This window comes from Acidobacteriaceae bacterium, assembly GCA_028283655.1.
GTDB lineage: Bacteria > Acidobacteriota > Terriglobia > Terriglobales > Acidobacteriaceae > Granulicella.
Genome location: JAPWKE010000003.1, coordinates 2,498,033 through 2,519,051 on the forward strand (window position 1 = coordinate 2,498,033; position 21,019 = coordinate 2,519,051).

Genomic DNA, 21,019 nt, shown 5'->3' on the forward strand with positions numbered 1-21,019 from the left:
TAATGCACGTAGAGTAAGTTACGCATGCAACAACAAGACATCTACACACAACTGACCGCTATCTTTCACGATCTGTTCGACGACGACACGATCGTGCTTTCGCCGGGGCTCACTGCTGCCGACGTTCCCGACTGGGATTCCTTCAACCACATCAACCTGATCGTTGCGGTCGAAGCGCGCTTCGGCATCAAGTTTCAGACCGCTGAACTGGAAAGCCTGCAGACCGTCGGCCACCTCGTCGACCTCGTTCAGTCCAAGCTGGCGGCCAAAGGCCGCTAAGCTTCGCCTTTTCAGGCGCGGCGGTTTGCGCTATCCTCTTCCGATACCCCGAACAAACGAAGGTATTGGCCCATGGCAGCAGATATCACTGGCGGAATCGGCGCTTCACCCATTCGTAAGGAAGGCCGCGCCAAGGTTCTGGGCGCCGCTCGTTACATCGACGACATCAGCCTTCCTGGCATGTGGTACGGCGCTACGGTGCGCTCCACGATCGCTCGCGGAAAGATCCGCAACATCACCTTCGGCCCCGAAGTGCACTGGGACGAGTTCTGCATCGTTCGCGCGTCGGACATTCCAGGCGAGAACACCATCGTTCACCTGACGAAGGATCATCCCTGCCTCGCAGCGGAAGCGATTAATCATCCTGACGAACCGATTCTCTTGCTGGCCCACCCCAGCAAGACCGCGCTGCTGCATGCCGTGAAGGCTGTGCGCATCGAGTATGACGAACTGCCCGGCATCTTCACGCTGGAAGAGTCAGAGCAAGCGGTAGAGAACGGCGACGTAGACCGCATCATCTGGGATGGATCGAAGTGGGGCGCGACAGCGAACTGCTTCAAGACCTACACGATGTACTCGGGCGAAGGCACTGAAGTGGAAGCGGGACTCGCAGACGCCTTTGAGAAGGCTGACTTCATCGTCACCGGCGAGTACGCGACCGGCGCACAGGAACAGCTCTACATCGAAAATAATGGCGTGATCGCCGAGTGCGTCAAAGACGCGCGTGGCAACGTCGAAAGCGTCTTCGTACAAGGCTCGATGCAGTGCCCGTACTACCTCGTCCATGCGCTGACGCTGGTCTTCAATCTTCCCGAAGAAAAGTGCCGCGTACTGCAGGTAGAAACCGGCGGCGCGTTTGGCGGCAAAGAAGACTTCCCTTCCGTCATCGGCTCGCACGCTGCTCTGCTGGCGATGAAGTGCGGACATCCGGTGAAGCTGACGTACGACCGAGCCGAAGATATGGCCGCGACGACGAAGCGGCATCCTTCGCGCACACGTCTGCGCACGGCCGTGACCAAAGACGGCAAGCTGCTCGGCGCAGAGATTGAAGTGACCATTGACGGCGGCGCCTACTCCACACTTTCGCCGGTTGTGCTTTCGCGCGCGACGATTCACGCTCCTGGCCCGTACAAGTGGCCGTTTGTGCGCGTGAAGTCAAAGGCGATGGCAACGAATATTCCTCCTCATGGAGCGTTCCGCGGCTTCGGCGCGCCGCAGTCGTTGTTCGGCCTCGAGCGCCACATGGACAAGATTGCGAAGACGATCGGGCTGAGCCCGGAAGAGCTTCGCCGCCGCAACTTCCTCGCCACAGGCGACTGCACGGCAACGGGCCAACCGCTGGTGGAAGAGGTCGACATGCAGAAGCTGTTGACCCGCGCGCTGGATGAGGCCGGCTACCACGAGAAAATCGCCCGCTACGCCGAAGAGAACAAGACTTCGCCCGTGAAGCGTGGCGTAGGCTTTGCGACGTTCATGCACGGTACAGGCTTTACCGGCTCGGGCGAGCGACGCTTGAACTCGCTGGTACACCTTGACCTGCTGCCGGATGGCCGCCCGCAGATTCTTGTTTCCTCCACCGAGTTTGGTCAGGGTACGAACACAATTCTGTGCCAGGCGGCAGCGTCCGCGCTGAAGCTTCCCTATGAGCTCATCACGATCGCACAGCCGGATACAAGCGTTGTGCCGAACAGCGGTCCCACGGTGGCGAGCCGTACCGCGATGATCGTCGGCAAGCTGATACAGAGAGCCAGCGAACAGATGCTGCACACACTAAGCACCTTCGCCGGACTGCCCGAAGGCCACACGGCCAAGCAGTTCGAAGAGGCTGCACTGAAGTATCTCGGCGAGTTCAAATCACTGCGCGAAAGCGTGCGCTACGAGCCACCGACGAAGATTTACTGGGATGACGAACTCTATCGCGGCGACGCTTACCCAGGCTACGCTTGGGCGGTGTATGTGGCAGAGGTTGCCGTCGATACGCGCACCTACACCGCAACGTGCACGCGCTTCGATGCGCTGCAGGAAGTTGGTCGCGTGATGCATCCGGTGCTGGCCAAGGGACAGATTGAAGGCGGCGTGGCACAGGGTATCGGCTATGCGATCTACGAGAAGTGCGTATGGAAGGACGGTCACATGGCGAACAACCAGATGACCAACTACATTATGCCGACCTCGGCCGATCTGCCGCCAATTCATGTTCACTTCGAAGAGGTGCCATCGATCCACGGTCCGAACGGTGCCAAAGGCATTGGAGAACTGCCGATGGATGGCCCTGCTCCTGCGATTCTGAACGCGATTGAGAATGCAACAGGCGTCGGCTTCAACACGATCCCCCTGCTGCCGGAAGACATCTTCGAACGCTTCACCTCGCTTGGCCATCCGCACGGCGGCAGCGAAGAACTCGACCCCAACGTTGACCGCGACACACGCGTAGAAGAAGTGCTGGCATGAGCAAGACCACCCCAATCACGTTTACCCTGAACGGCGGTCAGCAGACCGTTGACGTTCCCCCGATGAAGCGCCTGCTCGACGTGCTGCGCGAAGACCTGCACCTCACCGGTACCAAGGAAGGCTGCGGCGAAGGCGAGTGCGGTGCCTGCGCGGTGCTCTTCAACGGCGAACTCGTCAATAGCTGCTTGATCCCTGCCCTGCAATCAAACGGAGCACGCCTGTGCACGATTGAAGGCGTCAGCACGGATGGCCGTCTGCACCCGATTCAGCAGTGTTTTCTGGAGAAGGGTGGCGCGCAGTGCGGCATCTGCACGCCCGGCATGATTCTCGCCACGCATCAGTTGCTGGACAAGTATCCAAACCCCTCGATGGCGCAGATTCAGGAAGGTCTGGGCGGCAATCTGTGCCGTTGCACGGGCTACATGCGCATCTTCGAAAGCGTGCAGGAAGCTGCTGCCCTCAACCCCCTGGCGGCCAAATAAACAATGCGCTCTGACGTTACGCTTTACGAACTGACTGCGCCGCCGACGTTGGCTGCGGTGCTCGATAAGCTGGCCGCTGAGCCGGGCAAGCATACGCCTATCGCTGGTGGCACGGAGTTGATGGTGGCGCTTGGCGTAGGCCGCCTGCAGGCGCAATCGCTGCTTTCGCTGCAGCACCTGACGGAGTTGCGCTTCATCCGTCAGGAAGGCGATGCGCTGGTGCTGGGGGCGAACACTACGTTCACCGACATTCGCAAGAACGCCCTGATCGCCGAGCACCTGCCGTTGCTCGCGCAGTCGGCTTCATGGACCGGAGCGATTGCCAACCAGAATCGTGGCACGCTCGGCGGCAACATTGTGAACGCGTCGCCCGCAGCGGACAATCCGCCGGTGCTACTGGTGTACGAAGCAACGATCACACTTGTCAGCGCAAAGGGTACACGCACGCTGCCCTACAGCGAGTTTCATCTCGGCTACAAGAAGACCGTGCTGCAGCCCGATGAGCTGGTACACAGCGTCACGATTCCTCTGGCGTACGACGAGCACCGGCAGTACATCCGCAAAGTAGGCACGCGAAATGCACTGGCGATCTCAAAGATCGCGCTCGCAGGTATTGCCAAACTCGACGGTGAGCGCATCGCTGAGATTCGTCTCGGAGCTGCTTCACTGACCGACCGGCCCGTACGTTGTGCGGCGGCAGAGGCTGCCTTAAACGGCGCTTCGCTGGCCGCAGAGGATCTCGAGGCCACGATCAAAGTAGCGCGTGCAGCCCTGGCGACAGAGGCCAAGCCGATCGACGACATTCGTTCGACAGCACGGTACCGCTCGGCAGTTGCGGAAAACCTGCTGGAAGAGTTTCTGCGCGAACTTGTGGACTAGCTGCGGCTTTCTGCTTCGAGCAACGTACGCGCTCGAAGCAGATCGTCTTCTGTATCGATATCCAACGCAAGATCTTCGTTCACCACGGCTGCGGCTTCGCGCAGGAGTGAGCGTGCCCCTTCGTCCCCCTGTAGCTGGGACAACGAGCCAAACGTTGCAGCAGGAAAGTAAGCAGGAACGCCGATACGCTTGGCGTACCTTGAACCCGTGATTTGATCGCGGACGCGGCTCAGGCTTTGCAGGTGGGCCGCCGTCAGCATCACCTGGTCGCACGTCATCAGGACCGCGCCTTCAACACCAGCAGCAGGCAAAGTACGCAAGCCTGCGTGGATTGACGTTGCCATCCCTTCTAAGGCTTTGCGATTGAGCACTACCAGCGCCCCCAGGGCCTGCAGCGGTGCGATCAAGTCGGCCTCGCGCACCACGGCGACGACAGGCTCAAGGCCTGCTTCCACGGCGATCCTAACCGCACGCTCGACGAGCATCTCCCCGTGAAGCTGGACGCGTTGCTTGTCCCGGCCTAAGCGTCGAGAGAAGCCTGCGGCAAGAAGGATGGCGGCAACGCTCACAGCGCACACTGCGTCTGCAGATAGCGCGACGCTCCACCTTTGGCAATCTGTTCGGAGACGACCTCGGCCGTCATGCGCCGGATACGAGGAAGCTTGCCGCTGAGGCTGGCCTGTATCTCGGCCACAGTGGCCAGAGCGATGGCTTCCGCGCCATCGCCACCAAGGTCGAGCCCCATGGGGGCGAAGACGTCTTCGCAGGCCCGCTCGATGGGCCAGCCCAGCATAGCTGCAGCCTCAGAAAGCAGCAACGCGCTGCGATGCCTTGCGCCAAGCAGTCCAAGATAGCGCGGAGAAGCGGGGAGCGCCTGACGCAGGAACTCGCGGTCCTGCTCATAGCTATGCGTCATGATGGCGACCGCATCTGCATCGTCGATGCAGAGCCCGGCAAGCGAAGCCTGCACAGTCATGGCCTCTGGAAAGCGCTCGCGCCGCGCCCACTGCGCGCGGCCATCGATCACGATCACTCGCCATCCCATGGCGGCTGCCGAAGCAACGAGGGGCTGGGCATCGTCGCCCGCGCCGAAAACGAAGAGACGCTGCGATGGGGCAAACACTTCGTCAAAAGAGTAGGCCGCATCATCGTGCAAGGTGCTTGCCGTGCTGTAGAGTACATCGCCACAGGCGTTCAGCACTGTACGCGCAAACACTCGACCGTCTTCCGGCAAGGTTGTACTGACACGGCGAAGCTCGCCGTGCAGTGAAGCCTCCATCGCAGCCATCAGAGCGGCGAACTCGGGCGTGTTTGCTGGTTCCAACAGAAGATCTACCGTGCCACCGCAGCCGAGGCCGTACGGAATATCCGCCGTGTCGTCGAAGAGCGTGGAGTAGCGATCCATGCAGGCACCGGAACGAACCTTCCACTGCGTCTTGCGAATGACTTCAGCTTCGAGACAACCACCTGAGATGGCCCCCGCATACTCGCCATCAGAAGCGATGAGCAGACGCGCACCGGTGCGCCGATAGCTTGAGCCTTCCACGCGCACAAGCGTGACCAGCGCCGCAGCGTTGCCGCGCTTCCACAACTCGACGAGTTTGCGCCGGTCAGGCATGGGTTGAACTCGAGGTTACGCCTTCTCGCTGAAGGTGTGAATGCCGCACTCGAGCTTCTTGCCACCCCAACGGCCTGAACGCGGGTCCGCGCCAGCTTCAGGAATCTTCGTGCAAGGCTCGCAGCCGATGGAGGTATAGCCCAGGTCATAGAGTGCCAGGCGAGGAATGCCGTTCGCCTGCGCGTACTCTTCCACGCGCGCCCAGTCCCAGTCAGCAAGGATGCTGACCTTCTTGAGCATCTTGCCCGTGGGCAGCTTATGGTCTTCGACCTTCTTCAGACCTGCACGGGTAGGCGACTGCTCACGGCGAAGGCCTGTGAACCACCACGCGAACGGCTCAAGTGAGCGCATCAGCGGTTCCACCTTGCGCATGTTGCAGCACTCAGTCGGCTGCACGATGTGCAGCAGACCGTACTTGCCTTCGAACTCCGCGAGCGGCAGCTTCGGCATAGCGTTGACGAGGTTCAGCCCCCAGTCGCGGACGAGTTGATCGCGGTACTCAATCAGCGCCGGGAAGTGGTAGCCCGTTTCGAGGAAGATGACAGGCACGTTCGGCAGTTGCTTGCGCAACAGGTGCAGCACGACCATGTCTTCCGTCTGGAAGCTGGAGGTGAAGCAGACCTCGCGGCCTTCGCTTGCGCGAACCACTTCGGCAACCAACTCTTCTGCGCTCAGCGCCTCAACGGCAACTGCATCGTCCAGCAAATTATTCTCTGCCACACTCGACATGGTGCATGCCCTCCCCTCGTTCGCGGTTAGCGAACGAACCGCTGCTGCGCGGCCTCTTCTGATTCGATGAGCGCATCGCCCGCAAGGTCGCGAAGCTTTGCGAGAGTCGTTTCATCCAGCGAACGCGATGTGATGGCGACAACGTTGGCAAGCTGTAGCGCACGAGCGACCGAAACGACAGAAGTGTCGTCGATCAGGGCATCGTCGATCACGACGGCCTGATGATGCTGCGCGTCCAACACTTCAGCCAAACGCTGCACCGCAACCGGTTCGCCACGAAGAGCCACAAAGGCGAAGCCCGATCCAGGCTGTTCGCTACGCTCTTCCGTAGCAGCCACGATCATCGCAGCGCCTACGGTTGCGTTCGTCACCGGGTCGATAAGGATCAGCGAGCCCATGCCGCGCGACTCGCGGTACGCGTCGAAGAAGAGCGGCAGGCTCGTCTCAAACTCAACCTCGGCGATGTCGTTCATCTGCAACTCGCGTGCATCAACATGCTCGGTGGAGTTGACATCGACGCGGTAACGGATCGCCCGCACCGTAGCACGCACGGTGCGCGTGGTGTGCTTGGCGAGATACGTCTTGCCCACGGAGAGCGGCGACTCATGCATCCAGACGAGCATGGCGCGGAACGCGGTGCTCGTCGCAGGAGCAGGCTGACCTTCAAGCACCAGCATTTCGCCGCGCGAGAGGTCGATCTCGTCTTCCAGCTCCAGCGTGACAGAGCGTGGGAACGATGCGGCCTTCAACTCGCCGTCGTAGGTCACGATGCTCTTGACGCGTGTGGTGCGTCCGCTGGGAAGAGCCTTCACTGTCTGGCCCGGCTTGACCTCGCCACGTTCAACGCGACCGGCAAAGCCACGGAACTCGGCGTTCGGGCGCACGACAAGCTGCACGGGGAAACGCATGGGTTCAGCCGCAGTCGTGTTGACATTTAGCGGCACGGTCTCGAGGTATTGCAGAAGCGTCGGGCCGGTATACCAGGGCATATTGGCGCTGGCATCAACGACGTTGTCGCCAGCAAGCGCGCTTACCGGAACAATGTCCATGCTCTCGATGCCGAGCTTCGAAGCAAGCGCGGTGAACTGCTCCTTCACCTGATTAAAGACGTCCTCGGAGTAGCCAACAAGGTCCATCTTGTTCACCGCCGCAACCACATGCGGGATGCGCAGCAGGCTTGCAATGTAGGTGTGCCGACGCGACTGTGGAAGCAGGCCGTCAGCCTTCGCAAAAGCGTTCGCGTCGATCAGCACGATGGCCACATCGGCGGTGGACGCGCCCGTGGCCATGTTGCGCGTGTACTGCTCGTGGCCCGGCGTATCCGCGATGATGAACTTGCGCTTCGAGGTAGAGAAGTAGCGATACGCCACGTCGATAGTTATGCCCTGCTCGCGCTCGGCCTTCAGACCGTCGGTGAGCAGCGAAAGGTCCACGCGGCCTTCGCCCGCACGATTGACGCGACTGGCGCGGATCGTGGCGAGTTGGTCTTCATAGACGCTCTTGGTGTCGTGCAGCAGACGGCCAATGAGCGTGGACTTGCCATCGTCAACAGAGCCAGCGGTGGTGAAGCGCAGCATCTCCTGATCAAGATGAGCGTCAAGGAAAGAGCGGAAGCGCTGTTCGTGCGCGGCGTCGGTAAGGTTCAAAGTCGTCGTTGCCATTTAGAAGTAGCCCTCCCGCTTCTTCAGCTCCATGGAGCCTTCTTCGTCGTGGTCGATAGCGCGGTTTTCGCGCTCGGAACGGCGGAAAGTGATGAGCTCTTCGATGATCTTGGGCAGCGTGTCTGCCGTGCTTTCAATTGCACCTGTGCAGGGCGAGCAGCCGAGAGAACGCATACGCACCATGCGCTTCTCCGTTTTCTCGTGCGGCAGCAAGCGAGTGGTGTGGTCCACGATCGTAACGGTGTTGCCACGAATGACGACGTCGCGCTCCTGCGCAAAGTACATCGGCACAATAGGAATCTGCTCCGCGTAGAGGTAGAGCCAGATGTCGAGCTCCGTCCAGTTCGAGAGCGGGAAGACACGAATCGACTCACCCTTACGCAGGCGTGAGTTGTAGAGCGACCACAGCTCGGGGCGCTGGTTCTTCGGATCCCACTGCCCTGCACCGTCGCGGAAAGAGTACACACGCTCCTTGGCGCGGGACTTCTCTTCGTCGCGGCGAGCACCGCCGAACGCGGCATCAAAACCACCCTCGGTGAGCCCGTCGAGCAACGAACGCGTCTTCAGCGCGCCGCAACAATTCTGCGTTCCGAGCTTCCAGGGGCTGGCGCCGTCGGCAATAGCCTGTTCGTTGCGATGGACGATCAGCTCTGCGCCGATCTCCTTCGTGTACTTGTCGCGAAACTCGATCATCTCCGCGAACTTGTAGCTGGTGTCCACATGGAGCAACGGAAACGGCATCTTGCCGGGGTAAAAGGCCTTCTGCGCAAGACGCAGCATGACGCTCGAGTCCTTGCCGATGGAGTAGAGCATCACCGGTTTGGCGAACTCAGCGACAGCTTCGCGGAAGATATAGAGGCTTTCGGCCTCGAGCGCCTGCAGGTGGTTCAGCCGCTCGTTGTAAACCTCGCGGACTGCCTCAGGCATGGTTTCGACTGGGATGGACAAGAAACGCCTCCGAAGAATTCTGTGTGTGCGCTCACGCGTTCCAGCCATTCAGGCCGGTAGCGAAAAAGTACGCCGCGAACGCAAGTCAAAAAAGAGTAGGTGTTGCGAGCCTCGGTCCTGCGGACGGGACCGGGTAGGGTGGATCAGGCAGCAGTCAACAACCGGCCTGGACAAGCCGTGGACAGCGTGCGGTGATCCCCTCAAAACGTCGCATGGATATAGTCTAAGCGGCTCGCGCCCAGGCCGCAAACCTTTCGTTCAAAATCCACCGTGCTCTCCCAGCAGGTTTCGGACAGGAAATCCACAAGCGCAAAGGGCTGAGGATTGGGAAAAAACCCAATAAGCAGGAATAAATCCAGTAAACTCCCCACAGTCGCCCGTGCTCGCGTCTGCTTTTTCTGGAGGTCACTTGCAGCCCAAACTTCGTCCGCTTGCCCGCCGCATCGCCGGTGTCGTAGCCGTTCTTCTCTGCGGCGCCTTCGCCTCTGCTGCGCATTCGCAAGCAACGAGGACGGCCGCCGAACACCCCGACTCACGCGTCGATATTTACGGCGGCTACGCCTTCTGGCATCCACTGAACTCGGGCATCGACCACAAGCAGTATCAGGACCTCTGGAACCCGAACGCCACGGCCAGCGTCTCGTACTACTTCAATCATTTCGTCGGCATACAGATGGAAGGCAGCTATTTCTCCGGCAACGGAGAGCACAAGACCTACAACCCCACCTGCTCCAAGAGCATGTGCGACCAGTTGATCTACACGGCAGAGGCCGGTCCGGTCTTCCGCTATCCGCTGGGGAACTGGGTTCCGTTCATCCATCTGCTCGGCGGTGGCGAACGCACCAATGGCCCGGTCGATCAGCACCTGTTCTGGGGTTGGGGCGTCACGGGCGGCTTTGGCGTTGACTACGTCGTGCCGATCTGGGGCAAGCATCTCGCCGTACGCCCCATCCAGGCGGACTATCAGTACTCGCAGGTCGTTTACGGCCCGCTGCAGCTTCCTGCCGGCAACGTCGGCGGCTTTGGCGAGATCGACGCGATGAAGCTCTCGGCAGGCGTCGTCCTCCGCTTTGGCGACAAGTCCGAGCCGCCACCGCTCGCGCTCGGCTGCACGGTGAACCCCATCGCGGTCTATGCCGGAGATCCCATCACGGTTACGGCCAGCACCATGGGACTCGACCCAAAGAAGAAAGTCGACTTCACCTGGAACACCAACGGTGGACGCCTGACACCAAACGGCGCGATCGCCACCATCGACACCACAGGCCTGCAGCCGGGTGAGTACGTCGTCGCCGGTCATGTCTCCCAGGGCGCCAAGGCCCGCCAGCAAGCAAGCTGCGAGGCTCCCTTCACGATCAACAAGATTCTGCCGCCGACGGTCACCTGCGCGGCTTCGCCGTCCACCGCGACTTCGGGAACGACGATCGACATCAACACGGTGGGCACCAGCCCGCAGAACCGTCCGCTCTCCTACTCCTACTCGACAACTGGTGGGCAGATCGAAGGCAGCGGCTCAACCGCCAAGCTGACCACCGCGGGACTCGGCGCAGGAACGATCGACGTCACCTGCAACGTGGTGGACGATCTTGGTCAGCGCGCCACGGCCATCGCCCAGGTACAAATCTCGATGCCGATGGTTCCGGTCATCCCGCAGACGCGCACGCTCTGCTCCATCGGCTTCGAACGCGACAAGCGCCGTCCGGCCCGTGTGGACAATGAAGCCAAGGCCTGCCTCGACGACATCGCACTTACCATGAGCGCACAGGCTGACGCGCACATCGAGATGATCGGTAACGCGGCCCCCACCGAAGACCCGCAGATGGCTGCAGAACGCGCTCTGAACGCACGCCAGTACCTGACGCAGGAGAAGGGTGTCGATCCCTCACGCATTGAAGTCCGCGTCGGCCAGACCTCCGGCCGTACGCTCGACAATGTGCTCGTGCCCTCCGGCGCGACGTTCAACGATGTGAATACTCAGCTCTTCGACGAAGCCAGCATCAGCCGTCACGGCGAAGCGTACGGCATCCACAAGGGCACCGGAACGCATCCGGCGTACCGCGGCACTTCGCGCACACACATCACGCATCCGCGTCGCAACATCCACCGTCGCACAGGCAAAGCATCAACGTTTTCGACCATGGAGGCACCCGCGACAAACAGCGGCGCGCCTGTCACGACGATTCCTCCGTTGCAGTAGAAGGCTGGCAGACGGCTGGCAGAATCCCACGCCAGCCGTCCCCGCACAGAGCCGCAAACTCTGTTAGACTAAGCAAGTCGCCAAGCGGCAGTGCTGTGTTCCATCCTCTGGAGCCACGCCGGCCGCGGATTCCCGCATGGTGACCCACGCAAAAAGGTTCGGGGCGTAGCGCAGTCTGGTAGCGCACCTGCTTCGGGAGCAGGGGGTCGTTGGTTCGAATCCAATCGCCCCGACCATCTTCTTTCACAAAATTTGATTGAGTTCAACTCATAGGGAAGCAAAGTCTAAAATCCCCTCGGGATAGTAGGCAGTGTCACGCCCTTAAATCAAAGAAGACCCTTCCCATCTCACAGGTTTGCCTAGGCACGGCAGACAGATCTCTCCTAGCAGGCAGCCAAGCTCAACCGGAGAAATGGAGAGGGGGTGCGTCGCACACCTTGATCTTGGACAAATACGCCCGAGCGGCCTCAGCCGTTTTTTTGTTGAAAGCCGGGATATCTTTCACTGATTGGAGAACCTCCCAGCCAGGAGAGGCAAGCCGCTTGTACTCTTCGTACTCAAGCTTGTCGACCACGATGCTCTTGCCGCTGTCGTGCACTACTTTGTATCTCGCCTCACAAGCCGGACAGGTGAAAGTCCAACTTGGAGTCTGATGTCGACTGAGGTAAACGTCGTGCTCTGAACGTTCGCCTTTGAGCAACCCCTGACCACACATGCAAGGCATTTCACCCCGATACCATTCCGTTCCCATGCGACCAATCGTATCAAGCTGCGATGTGGTGCTCTGGAGCGCGTGGTCTGTGCATCCGGCCTACGGATTGATTCTTCCGTATCAACGACAAGGGCTGCGCTTTTCGCGCAGCCCTTGTCGTATTTATTGCATGTAGCGAACTAATCAGCGATCTGCCCGGACGGCGCGCTGTGCCGAACATCCGATCCCTGCACCCAGAAGATCACGTCTTCCGCAATGTTGGTGGCATGGTCGCCCACGCGCTCCAGGTTGCGAGCGATGATCAGAACGTTCAGCGCCTGCGGAGTCAGCTCCGGCTGGCTCTGAATCAGGTCCGTCAAAGCGCCATACGCGGCCTTGTTCATCGCATCCACTTCGTCGTCCATCGTCAGCACCGAGCGAGCCATATCGGCGTCGGCCTCGATAAACGACTGCAGTGACTTGCGAACCATCGCCTGCGCCAGCGAAGCCAGCTTGGGAATGTCCACAGGAAGATCGATGTTGGAGTGCGAACCCATCTCCACCGCGCGGGCGGCGATGTTCACAGCCTGATCGCCAACGCGCTCAACATCAGCGTTGATGCGAATAACAGCGAGGATGAAGCGAAGGTCGATCGCCATCGGCTGCTCGGTAGCGAGCAGCTCGTAAGCCAGTTCGTCGATCTCGCGCTCCATGCGGTTGATCGCCGGCTCCGACTGGAAGACCAGATCGCAGAGCGAAAAATCGCGAGTACGATACGCCTCGGTGGAACGCTGAATCGCCTGTTCTGCGAGTCCAGCCATCACCAGCAGGCGCTCTTTCAGCCCGTCCAGATTCTGATGAAACTTTGTACGCATTAACCGAACCTCCCGGTGATGTAATCTTCCGTCCGCTTGTCCTGCGGCTTGGTAAAGATAGTGCTGGTTGGAGCAAATTCTACGAGCTGACCCGTGAGGAAGAAGCCTGTGTTTTCAGCCACGCGTGCAGCCTGCTGCATGTTGTGCGTCACGATCACGATCGTGTACTCGTCCTTGAGCTGGAAGATCAGATCTTCGATCTTCGAGGTCGAAGCCGGGTCAAGCGCGCTGGCGGGCTCATCCATCAGCAGCACTTCGGGGTCCACCGCCAGAGCGCGTGCAATGCACAGGCGCTGCTGCTGTCCACCCGAAAGCGAGGCACCGGACTTCTTCTTCAAATCGTCCTTCACTTCGTTCCAAAGCGCTGCCTGCTTCAGCGAGCGCTCAACGACTTCGTCCAATATCTTCTTGTTGCGGAAGCCGTTCAGCTTCAACCCGCTGACTACGTTGTCATAGATCGACATCGTCGGAAACGGGTTGGGGCGCTGGAACACCATACCGATGCGGCGGCGAATCTCTACCGGAGACGCCTGCTTGTAGATGTCGACATCCGCGACCTTGACCGTGCCTTCGACACGAGCAGTCGGGTTCGTTTCATGCATCCGGTTCAGGCAGCGCACGAACGTGGACTTGCCACAGCCCGACGGCCCGATTAGCGCAGTGGCTGAGTTTGCAGGAATATTCAGGTTGATATCCCGCAGCGTGTGCGTACTTCCGTACCACGCGTTGAGATTGACGACTTCAATGCCGACACCCACTAGTGTCCTCCCTTGAGTTGGCCACGCGACGTCACGTAGCGGACCAGTCCCACCGAAACCATGATCAATGTGATGAGCACGAGCGAGCCAGCCCACGCCAGGCGGTGCCACTCGTCGTAAGGACTCATCGCGTACACAAAAATCTGCAGAGGAAGCGCAGCCATCGGCTCGTTCAGGTTGTGCGGCCAGAACTGCGAGCCGAACGCCGTGAAGAGCAATGGTGCGGTCTCACCCGCGACACGCGCAAAGGCCAGCATGCAACCCGTAATGATGCCGGGAGCTGCCGTGCGCAGTGAGATCGACATGATCATGCGCCAGCGCGGTACGCCCAGGCCGTACGCCGCTTCGCGAATGGCGTGAGGCACAGTCAGCAGCATCTCTTCGGTCGTACGCGTCACGGTCGGGACCATCATGATCGCCAGCGTAACGCCGGCAGCCAGTGCCGAGAAGTGCCGCTGATGAACAACGATCAGCGCATAGCCTGCGATGCCCATCACGATCGACGGCACACCGTTCAACACGTCCGCCACGAAGCGGATGATCGTACCGAGGCGCTTGCCCGGGCCATACTCAGCGAGATAAACACCGCCGAGGATACCCACGGGGATGCCCATCAGACTAGCTAGTGTGAGGATGATGCTCGATCCAAAGATCGAGTTCGCCATACCGCCGCCGGTCTCTCCGACAGGCTTCGGTGTCTGCGTGAAGAACGCAACGTTGAGCGAGCTTGCACCCTTGTAGATCAGATAAAAGAGAATCGCGATCAGCGGGATAAGGACAACCAGCGTACCGAACACCGAAATGAACGTAACCGCGTGGTTTGAAGCCGCACGCCTGTGAGAGTTCGCACGGCTGGGGCGAAGCTGAGTAGCACCGTTCATCGGGCCTCCGATGCGTTACCGCGCGTCACAAACCAGACCAGCAGACGTGCAATGCTGTTGACGACGATCGTGACGAGGAAGAGCGCCAGGCCGATCTCGATCAGCGACGAGAGGTACAGATCGCCGGTCGCTTCTGTAAACTCGTTCGCGATAACGCTGGCCAGCGTATAGCCAGGAGCGAAGAGGCTCTTCGCTACATCCGGATGGTTGCCGATCACCATCGTGACCGCCATCGTCTCGCCCAGCGCACGCCCCAGACCGAGGATGATGCCGCCGACAATACCGACGCGAGCATTACGCAGCACGGCGATGCGAATCATCTCCCAACGCGTAGCTCCCAGAGCCAGGACGCCTTCCTTCTGACTCACCGGAACCGCTCCCATCACTTCGCGAGTGATGGAGGAGATCACCGGTAGAACCATGATCGAGAGAATAATGCTCGCCGTCAGAATGCCTTCGCCGAAGTTCGAGCCAGAGAACAGACCCGTCCAGCCGAAGTACTTCACCAGAAAGGGGCCAAGCTGGTCGCGCATGATCGGCACGAGCACGAACACGGCCCACAGACCGTACACCACTGAAGGAATCGCAGCGAGCAGCTCTGTCAGAAACGCTACTGAGCTACGGAACGGCTTCGGGCAGATCTCCATGATGAAGACGGAGACGCAAAGCGCGAGAGGAACGGCGATGCAAAGCGCAAGGAACGACGTGATCAGCGTTCCATAGATGAACGGCCATGCGCCGAAGTCGCCCGTGACAGGATTCCACGCCGAGTGGAAGAAGAACTTGATGCCGAACTGATGCAGCGAGAGCTTCGACTGCTGGATCAGCATGAAAAGAATCAGCGTGACGATGCCGATGATGGAGAGTGCAGAGAGCAGAACGATGGAGCCAAAGGCGCGATCGGTACCGGCACCGCTGCCTCGGCTGCTCAGAAAGTTGCGCACTGCAGCCGGAGCTTTGCCTGCGACAGCCGGGGCTGACGTGTGGTGCTCCCTGTTCACAGCTACCTTTAGCAGGGCGGGCTCTTCGGCTTGAGTTGTTTGCGGATCAGACATAGAAGAAGGTCTTCAAATTCCCATTCTGACTTCTTTGTGGAATACGTACAAGAGTATCCGGCAATTGTGAACGTACCGTGAATAACTGCTTAAACACTTGGAAATTCAATTGTGATGAAACGAAAAACCCGCACGCCACTCTTTGCGACGTGCGGGCCGACCGATTGAATACCGGGGTCTACTTGAGGTAGTTGATTGCGCCCGAAACCTTGATCGCTACGTTCTTCGGCAGCGGAGCGTAGGTCAGACCAGCAGCTTCCGACTCACCATGCTCGAGCATCCACTTCAGGAAGTCCTTGAGCACAGCAGCCTTCTTCGGGTCCTGCGACTGCATCGGGATCAGCAGCCAGGTGAAGGAGGAGATCGGGTAAGCGTTTGCGCCGGGAGCGTTCGTGATTGAAACGCGGAAGTCATTCGGCATGTGAGCAGCTGCGCCAGCGGCAGCTTCCGTCACAGCCTCGGTCGAAGCCTTCACGAACTTGCCTGCGGGGTTCTTTACCGTGCCGAAGCTCATGTGGTTCTGCACCGCGTAAATCAGCTCAACATAACCGAAAGAAAACGGGCTGCTGCGAACCATACCGGCAACGCCTTCGTTGCCCTTCTGGCCGATACCGATGGGCCAGCGAACCGAAGTCGCCTTGCCAACCTTCGCCTGGAAGTCCGACGAAACCTTCGAGAGATAGTCGGTGAAGATGTATGTCGTGCCCGATCCGTCCGAACGATACACCGGCAGAATCTGGTGATCGGGGAGGTTTACACCCGGGTTGATGGACTTGATGCGAGCATCGTCCCACTTGGTGATCTTGCCGAGGTAGATGTCAGCAATGATGTCGCCCGTGAACTTCAGCTCAGCGTTTACACCGGGGATGTTGTACGTCGGAACCACTGCGCCGAGCACGGTTGGGATGTGGAAGAGCTTGATCTTGGCTTCCGACATCTGCTGGTCGGTCATCGGGCCGTCCGAGGCGCCGAAGTCGACGATGCCCTGCGATGCCTGGCGGATACCAGCGCCGGAACCAACAGCCTGATAGTTGATCTGCACGCCGGGGTGCGAAGCGGAGTACTCGCTGAACCACTTCGAGTAGATCGGGTTCGGGAAGGTTGCGCCTGCACCGTTCAGGCTCTGCGCGCCAGCGCTCACCGTAAGGATGGCGGCTGCTGCTGCGACCGCACTCATCAACTTCAGCTTCATATCTGTCTCCTGGGACTTGCTTCACGGCTTCCTGCCGGAAGGTTTTTCATTACTGACTGCAAGAGGATGCTAGGCGCATCCTATTGCAGCCAGATGAATTTGTGGCAATTTCCTGTGATTTAGGGGATGTAGTAGCGCATGCCCACGTGGATCATGCTGTCCTCAGCGCGCGGGCCGGTCGGAGCGTTCGCCACCGTCGAGCCTGCCACCGAACCCGACCACAGGTTACGCTGAATGTACTGGTACGTCATCGAGTACTGCAGGCGACCGATCTTCGGGCTATCGACCAGGCGATAGGTCCAGCCAATCATGCCTTCCTGGATGTAGCGAGTCAGACCAGCGCAGTTGGCAGCAGTATCCGAAGCAGCGTTACCGCCGACGGCAGCCACTGCGTAGCAGCCTGCGTTGTTCGCCGAAGTTGCACCGTAGCCGAAGATGTTCGAACCGATCTGGTACTGGGTGCGCTGATTGTACTCACCACCGTAGTACGTGAACACATCAAGCTTCTTCGTGGGGTGCGTCTCGAGCGAGAAGAGACCGCTGTAGTGGCGGATCGGCTCAAGCGTACCGTCGTTCTTCACGGTCACATCCGAGAGCGTAGCCGAGCTGTAGCGAGCAACGCCCTGACCGGCAAGACCCTGCACTGCAAGCGTAACGAACTTGCTCGGGGTTACGCGGGCGCTGGCGAAGACACCGCCACCAACCTTGGTGTCCTTGAGCTGCTTCGTCGTGTCGTAGGTGTAGGTCGAGCTGTTGCCGCTCGTCAGAGGGTTGTACACCGTGCGGAAGAAGCGAGCGAGACCGCCTACTTCAAAGTGCGAGTGCGGATAATCCAGCGTGCCCTTCACGAGAACGTCAGGAGCAACGTTGTTCGAATAGCTTGCCGTCGCATTGTAGAGACCGCCGCCGACGCCAGCACCCTGGAAGAGATAGCCAGCCGGAGCCGTACCGCTCACGCCCACGCTGAGGGTCTGAGCCTGCTCAACGCTGAGCGCTGCGGTGAAGAGACCGGTCTTGAGGTCGCCAAACTGTTGCTGCACGCGGATCGCGGGCTGGCGGGTCCAGTTGAAGCCGACCATGTACTGCGGATCGATCGTGTTCGGCAGCTTCTCGGTTGCGTTGTTCGTGCTCAGGCCGGTCTCCGTGATCAACGACCACATCTGACCGCCGGTCACAGCGAAGCGGCTCGCCGTTTCAGCCTTGCCCCAGAACTGACGCTGACGCAGCGTGTAGGAGTTCGACTGGTTGTCATTCGAGGTCGTGCCCGAGCTGAGGAAGTCAGCTTCGAAGTAGCCCGAGAGCTTGAAGTTGCCTGCATCGCCCGTGAACAGAGCGCCGATACGGCTCTGGCGGCCCGAGAAGTTCAGTTCGCTGGCGTGGCCTTCGTTCGCACCCGGCAGCGGAATCGTGTTGAAGGGAGTGTTGATGTCCGAGTTCACCGAACGCTGACGCCACACACCTTCAAACGCGAAGAAGGCAACGGGCTTGATCGTCACACCCTTGTAGTGTAGAGCGAGCGGGCTTTCGATCTCCTGGCGCATCTGCGCCTGGTTCGCAACCACAGTCTCCTGCAGGCCCTGGTCGGTCGCCTTCAGGTCGTTCACCGACTGCTGAAGCGTATCAACCTTCTGCTGTGCAGCCGAGGAGCTGGAGTACGCTTCGCTGGCCTTGGCCGTTGCATCTGCCGCGCTCTGCTGTGCCGCTGCAGTGTTGGAGGTCGCCGTTACGATCTGCTGATCGCGATCAGCAAGCTGGCTCTTCAGAGCATCGAGCTGCTCCTGCTGGCGCTTCATCTGCTCCTGAAGCGCGTCGATCTGCGCCACGGCAGAGCTCTTCGAAACCTTCTTCTTCGTCGTGTGCTTCGGCTGGCTGGTCTGGCCTACCGCCACGCCAGTCAACATCAGTGCCGCTGCCACCTTCACAAGTTGCTTCATCGTCGTCCTCTCAATGTGCGGACCGTGACGCGTGCAGGTGTAGCCTGCATTCGCACGCGCATCATGGAGTCAGCCATCAGGGCTTCAAACCATCTGCGCATTCGTCTCACGGGACCGTTGAGAGTGATATTGGCAGGCGACGATAAATGCACTGCTAATTCGCCGTGAACGTTCAGAGAACGAGCTGTTACGAAACGATGAATAGCACTGAGAAGTAAGGACGTTTCTTGTTTCCAACAATCGTTAAGAAATAATGACTAAGCAGCAACAGGCAACGTGAACAAAAATGTTGAACCAGAGCCGAGATCACTCTCTACCCAGATCTTGCCGCCATGCTGTTCCACAATATGCTTCGCGATCGCAAGTCCGAGACCCGTTCCACCCGTCTCACGCGAACGTGCTTTGTCCACGCGATAGAAGCGCTCGAAGATGCGCTCCAGGTGCTCGCTGCCAATGCCCACGCCGTGATCACGCACAGAGAAGCGCACCATCTCGCCGTCCAGCACAGCGCCCACTTCCACCGTTGCCGGCTCGCCTGCCCGCGTACGCCCATAGCGGGTCGCGTTCTCGATCAAGTTGGAAAGCACCTGCACGATCTGATCTGAGGACGCCATCACACGAACAGTCGTAATGGCATGCAACGACAACTGTGCTCCTGCATCCACGACCAGTCCGCGTACCGCCGCTACCGCATCGCTCACCATACGATCAGCCGGATGCGCAGTCGGCGTAAGCTTGTCCTCGCCGCTTTCAACTCGGGCCAAAGCCAGCAGATCTTCCGTCAGACGCGTCATACGTGTGGCGTTCTTCAGGATGATCTCCAGGAAGTTTTTCGCACCAGCGCTCAACGACTGCTCGTGATCAAGCAGCGTCTCCACATAACCGCTGATGGAAGTCAGCGGCGTACGAAGCTCGTGGGAGACGTTCGCGATAAACTCACGCTGCGTGCGCTCCGCATGCTCAATCGGCGTCGAGTCACGCATCACCACCACCGCGCCGCCACCGGGAATCGGCGCCGCAGTCACATCATGAATACGTCCCGGCAACAATCCTGTCGCACGGCGCTCCGCTACGATGTGGTCATCCAGCACCACACGAACGCAGAGCAGAACCTCAGGATCTCGAACAGCCGCTACCAGCGGATTGCCCGAACGTGTCGCCCCATTCAAGACCTCGCGCATCGGCGCGTTGGCCCACAGGATGTAGCCCCCTGCATCAACGGCAACCACCCAGTCACGCATAGCATCGAGCACCGCAGCCAGCTTCGCACGTTCGTCTTCCAGAACTTTACGTTCAGCGAGATGTCGTCCCTGTGCTTCAAGCAGCAGGAACTCCAGCCCCGGCAGCAGGTGGGAGAAGGCAGCGTTATCCGAGGCAATCTGGGCAGGAAACGCGCGCAACGCGTGCTGCATGGCATCGAGTTCCATGCGGCGCTGCTTCACCAGCGCAACCGCAATCCAGAACACGCCGAAGACCCACAGGGCGAAGAAAACGCCCGGGCCCCACGCCGGTGTATGCGGCAACTGATCCGCCAGCCCGGCACCGGCGATCGACGCAGCGATCGCCAGCACAAAGATTCGCACTGCCCAGGAGATTCGCATTGCTGGCCGCCTTAGCTTACCTTCGGCATCTCAAAGCGATAGCCGGCGCCACGCATCGTCTTCAGATAACGCGGATTTTCAGGATCGGTCTCGACCTTTTCACGCACGCGGCGCACATACACGTCCACCGAACGCGGCGTCACGAAGCGAGCGTCACCCCAGACAGCATCCAGAAGCTGATCGCGACTGAAGACGCGGCCCGGATGGCGGGCCAGATAATCCAGCAAGCGGAACTCGGTCGCCGTCGTTGCCAGCAACTCACCGTTCACGCGCAGCTGCATCGCAGCCTGGTCAATTTCAATGCTGTCGAACTTGAGCAGGCTCGGCGCTGTCGGGCGCTCGAAGCGGCGCAGCACAGCCTTCACACGAGCCAGCAACTCACGCGTCCCAAAAGGCTTGGTGATGTAGTCATCTGCGCCCATCTCCAGGCCAAGCACGCGATCGTTCTCGCTCGCACGCGCCGTAAGGAAGATGATCGGCACGCCGGACAGCTTGGCGTTCGAGCGCAAACGGCGGCACAGGTCCAGCCCATCGCCACCCGGCACCATGATGTCCAACAGAAAGAGTGAAGGCGGATCGCGCTCTGCATCGGCGGCAATCTGCCCCGGCGTCGCATAAGCCTTCACGTCATACCCAGCCGACTCCAGCTGATACTGCACCAGCCGCTGGATATCGATATCGTCTTCAAGCACTACAATCGTCTGACTCACGTTGAGCAAACCTCGTTCGTTGGCTAGCCAGAGTATCGCATCGGGCGCCACTACGGATTATTGCGCTTGCGTGAATAT

18 protein-coding genes and 1 tRNA gene are annotated in these 21,019 nt (G+C 59.8%); 6 read left to right on the plus strand and 13 right to left on the minus strand.

Features of this window, described 5'->3' with window-relative positions; genetic code table 11:
• Positions 1-24 precede the first annotated feature (24 nt).
• The 4 genes from PW792_13655 to PW792_13670 all read left to right on the plus strand — a co-directional run bounded on the left by PW792_13655 (position 25) and on the right by PW792_13670 (position 4,091).
• Positions 25-279, plus strand: a complete 255-nt coding sequence (locus tag PW792_13655; GenBank protein MDE1162973.1) for an acyl carrier protein — start codon at positions 25-27, stop codon at positions 277-279.
• A gap of 72 nt (positions 280-351) precedes the next feature.
• Entirely contained in the window at positions 352-2,730 is a 2,379-nt protein-coding gene (locus PW792_13660) for a xanthine dehydrogenase family protein molybdopterin-binding subunit (protein ID MDE1162974.1), read from the plus strand.
• Positions 2,727-3,212: a (2Fe-2S)-binding protein gene (locus PW792_13665; protein MDE1162975.1), complete on the plus strand. Its 486-nt coding sequence runs from the start codon at positions 2,727-2,729 to the stop codon at positions 3,210-3,212. Before PW792_13660 ends, PW792_13665 begins: the two co-directional genes overlap by 4 nt.
• 3 nt (positions 3,213-3,215) lie before the next feature.
• Positions 3,216-4,091, plus strand: coding sequence for an FAD binding domain-containing protein (locus PW792_13670; protein ID MDE1162976.1), 876 nt, complete (start codon positions 3,216-3,218; stop codon positions 4,089-4,091).
• Here the strand turns inward: PW792_13670 and PW792_13675 are convergent.
• From PW792_13675 to cysD, 5 genes are read right to left on the minus strand one after another with little or no spacing between them, the layout of a single operon-like run.
• Positions 4,088-4,660 carry a nucleotidyltransferase family protein gene (locus PW792_13675; protein MDE1162977.1) on the minus strand — a complete coding sequence of 191 codons (573 nt, stop codon included), beginning with the start codon at positions 4,658-4,660 and terminating at the stop codon, positions 4,088-4,090. The two genes, PW792_13670 and PW792_13675, sit on opposite strands and share 4 nt — an antisense overlap.
• Positions 4,657-5,709 carry an XdhC family protein gene (locus PW792_13680; protein ID MDE1162978.1) on the minus strand — a complete coding sequence of 351 codons (1,053 nt, stop codon included), beginning with the start codon at positions 5,707-5,709 and terminating at the stop codon, positions 4,657-4,659. Before PW792_13680 ends, PW792_13675 begins: the two co-directional genes overlap by 4 nt.
• A gap of 15 nt (positions 5,710-5,724) precedes the next feature.
• A complete protein-coding gene (locus tag PW792_13685; GenBank protein MDE1162979.1) occupies positions 5,725-6,438 on the minus strand; it encodes a phosphoadenylyl-sulfate reductase in 714 nt (237 codons plus the stop codon).
• A gap of 26 nt (positions 6,439-6,464) precedes the next feature.
• A complete protein-coding gene (gene cysN / locus PW792_13690) occupies positions 6,465-8,099 on the minus strand; it encodes a sulfate adenylyltransferase subunit CysN (GenBank protein MDE1162980.1) in 1,635 nt (544 codons plus the stop codon).
• The gene (cysD, locus tag PW792_13695; protein ID MDE1162981.1) at positions 8,100-9,026 is read right to left on the minus strand and encodes a sulfate adenylyltransferase subunit CysD; all 927 of its coding nucleotides are present in this window, start codon (positions 9,024-9,026) and stop codon (positions 8,100-8,102) included.
• A gap of 430 nt (positions 9,027-9,456) precedes the next feature.
• On the opposite strand from cysD, the gene PW792_13700 reads away from it, so the two are divergent.
• On the plus strand, positions 9,457-11,244 hold the full coding sequence (locus PW792_13700; GenBank protein MDE1162982.1) for an outer membrane beta-barrel protein: 1,788 nt from the start codon (positions 9,457-9,459) through the stop codon (positions 11,242-11,244).
• A 159-nt stretch (positions 11,245-11,403) separates the two neighbouring features.
• Positions 11,404-11,480: transfer RNA gene (locus tag PW792_13705), tRNA-Pro, on the plus strand.
• Between the two features lie 655 nt (positions 11,481-12,135).
• Here the strand turns inward: PW792_13705 and phoU are convergent.
• From phoU to PW792_13745, 8 genes are all read right to left on the minus strand, one after another.
• Entirely contained in the window at positions 12,136-12,810 is a 675-nt protein-coding gene (gene phoU / locus PW792_13710) for a phosphate signaling complex protein PhoU (GenBank protein ID MDE1162983.1), read from the minus strand.
• Positions 12,810-13,568, minus strand: coding sequence for a phosphate ABC transporter ATP-binding protein PstB (gene pstB / locus PW792_13715; protein MDE1162984.1), 759 nt, complete (start codon positions 13,566-13,568; stop codon positions 12,810-12,812). The genes phoU and pstB overlap by 1 nt, the downstream gene beginning before the upstream one ends.
• Positions 13,568-14,449, minus strand: a complete 882-nt coding sequence (pstA, locus tag PW792_13720; protein MDE1162985.1) for a phosphate ABC transporter permease PstA — start codon at positions 14,447-14,449, stop codon at positions 13,568-13,570. Before pstA ends, pstB begins: the two co-directional genes overlap by 1 nt.
• A complete protein-coding gene (pstC, locus tag PW792_13725) occupies positions 14,446-15,504 on the minus strand; it encodes a phosphate ABC transporter permease subunit PstC (protein ID MDE1162986.1) in 1,059 nt (352 codons plus the stop codon). The genes pstA and pstC overlap by 4 nt, the downstream gene beginning before the upstream one ends.
• Before the next feature lie 178 nt (positions 15,505-15,682).
• The gene (gene pstS / locus PW792_13730; protein ID MDE1162987.1) at positions 15,683-16,696 is read right to left on the minus strand and encodes a phosphate ABC transporter substrate-binding protein PstS; all 1,014 of its coding nucleotides are present in this window, start codon (positions 16,694-16,696) and stop codon (positions 15,683-15,685) included.
• A gap of 119 nt (positions 16,697-16,815) precedes the next feature.
• Positions 16,816-18,630 (minus strand): hypothetical protein, encoded by a 1,815-nt coding sequence (locus tag PW792_13735; protein ID MDE1162988.1) that lies wholly within the window; start codon positions 18,628-18,630, stop codon positions 16,816-16,818.
• A 257-nt stretch (positions 18,631-18,887) separates the two neighbouring features.
• A complete protein-coding gene (locus tag PW792_13740; protein MDE1162989.1) occupies positions 18,888-20,231 on the minus strand; it encodes an ATP-binding protein in 1,344 nt (447 codons plus the stop codon).
• Positions 20,232-20,242: 11 nt separating this feature from the next.
• Positions 20,243-20,941, minus strand: coding sequence for a response regulator transcription factor (locus PW792_13745; GenBank protein ID MDE1162990.1), 699 nt, complete (start codon positions 20,939-20,941; stop codon positions 20,243-20,245).
• Positions 20,942-21,019: the final 78 nt, after the last annotated feature.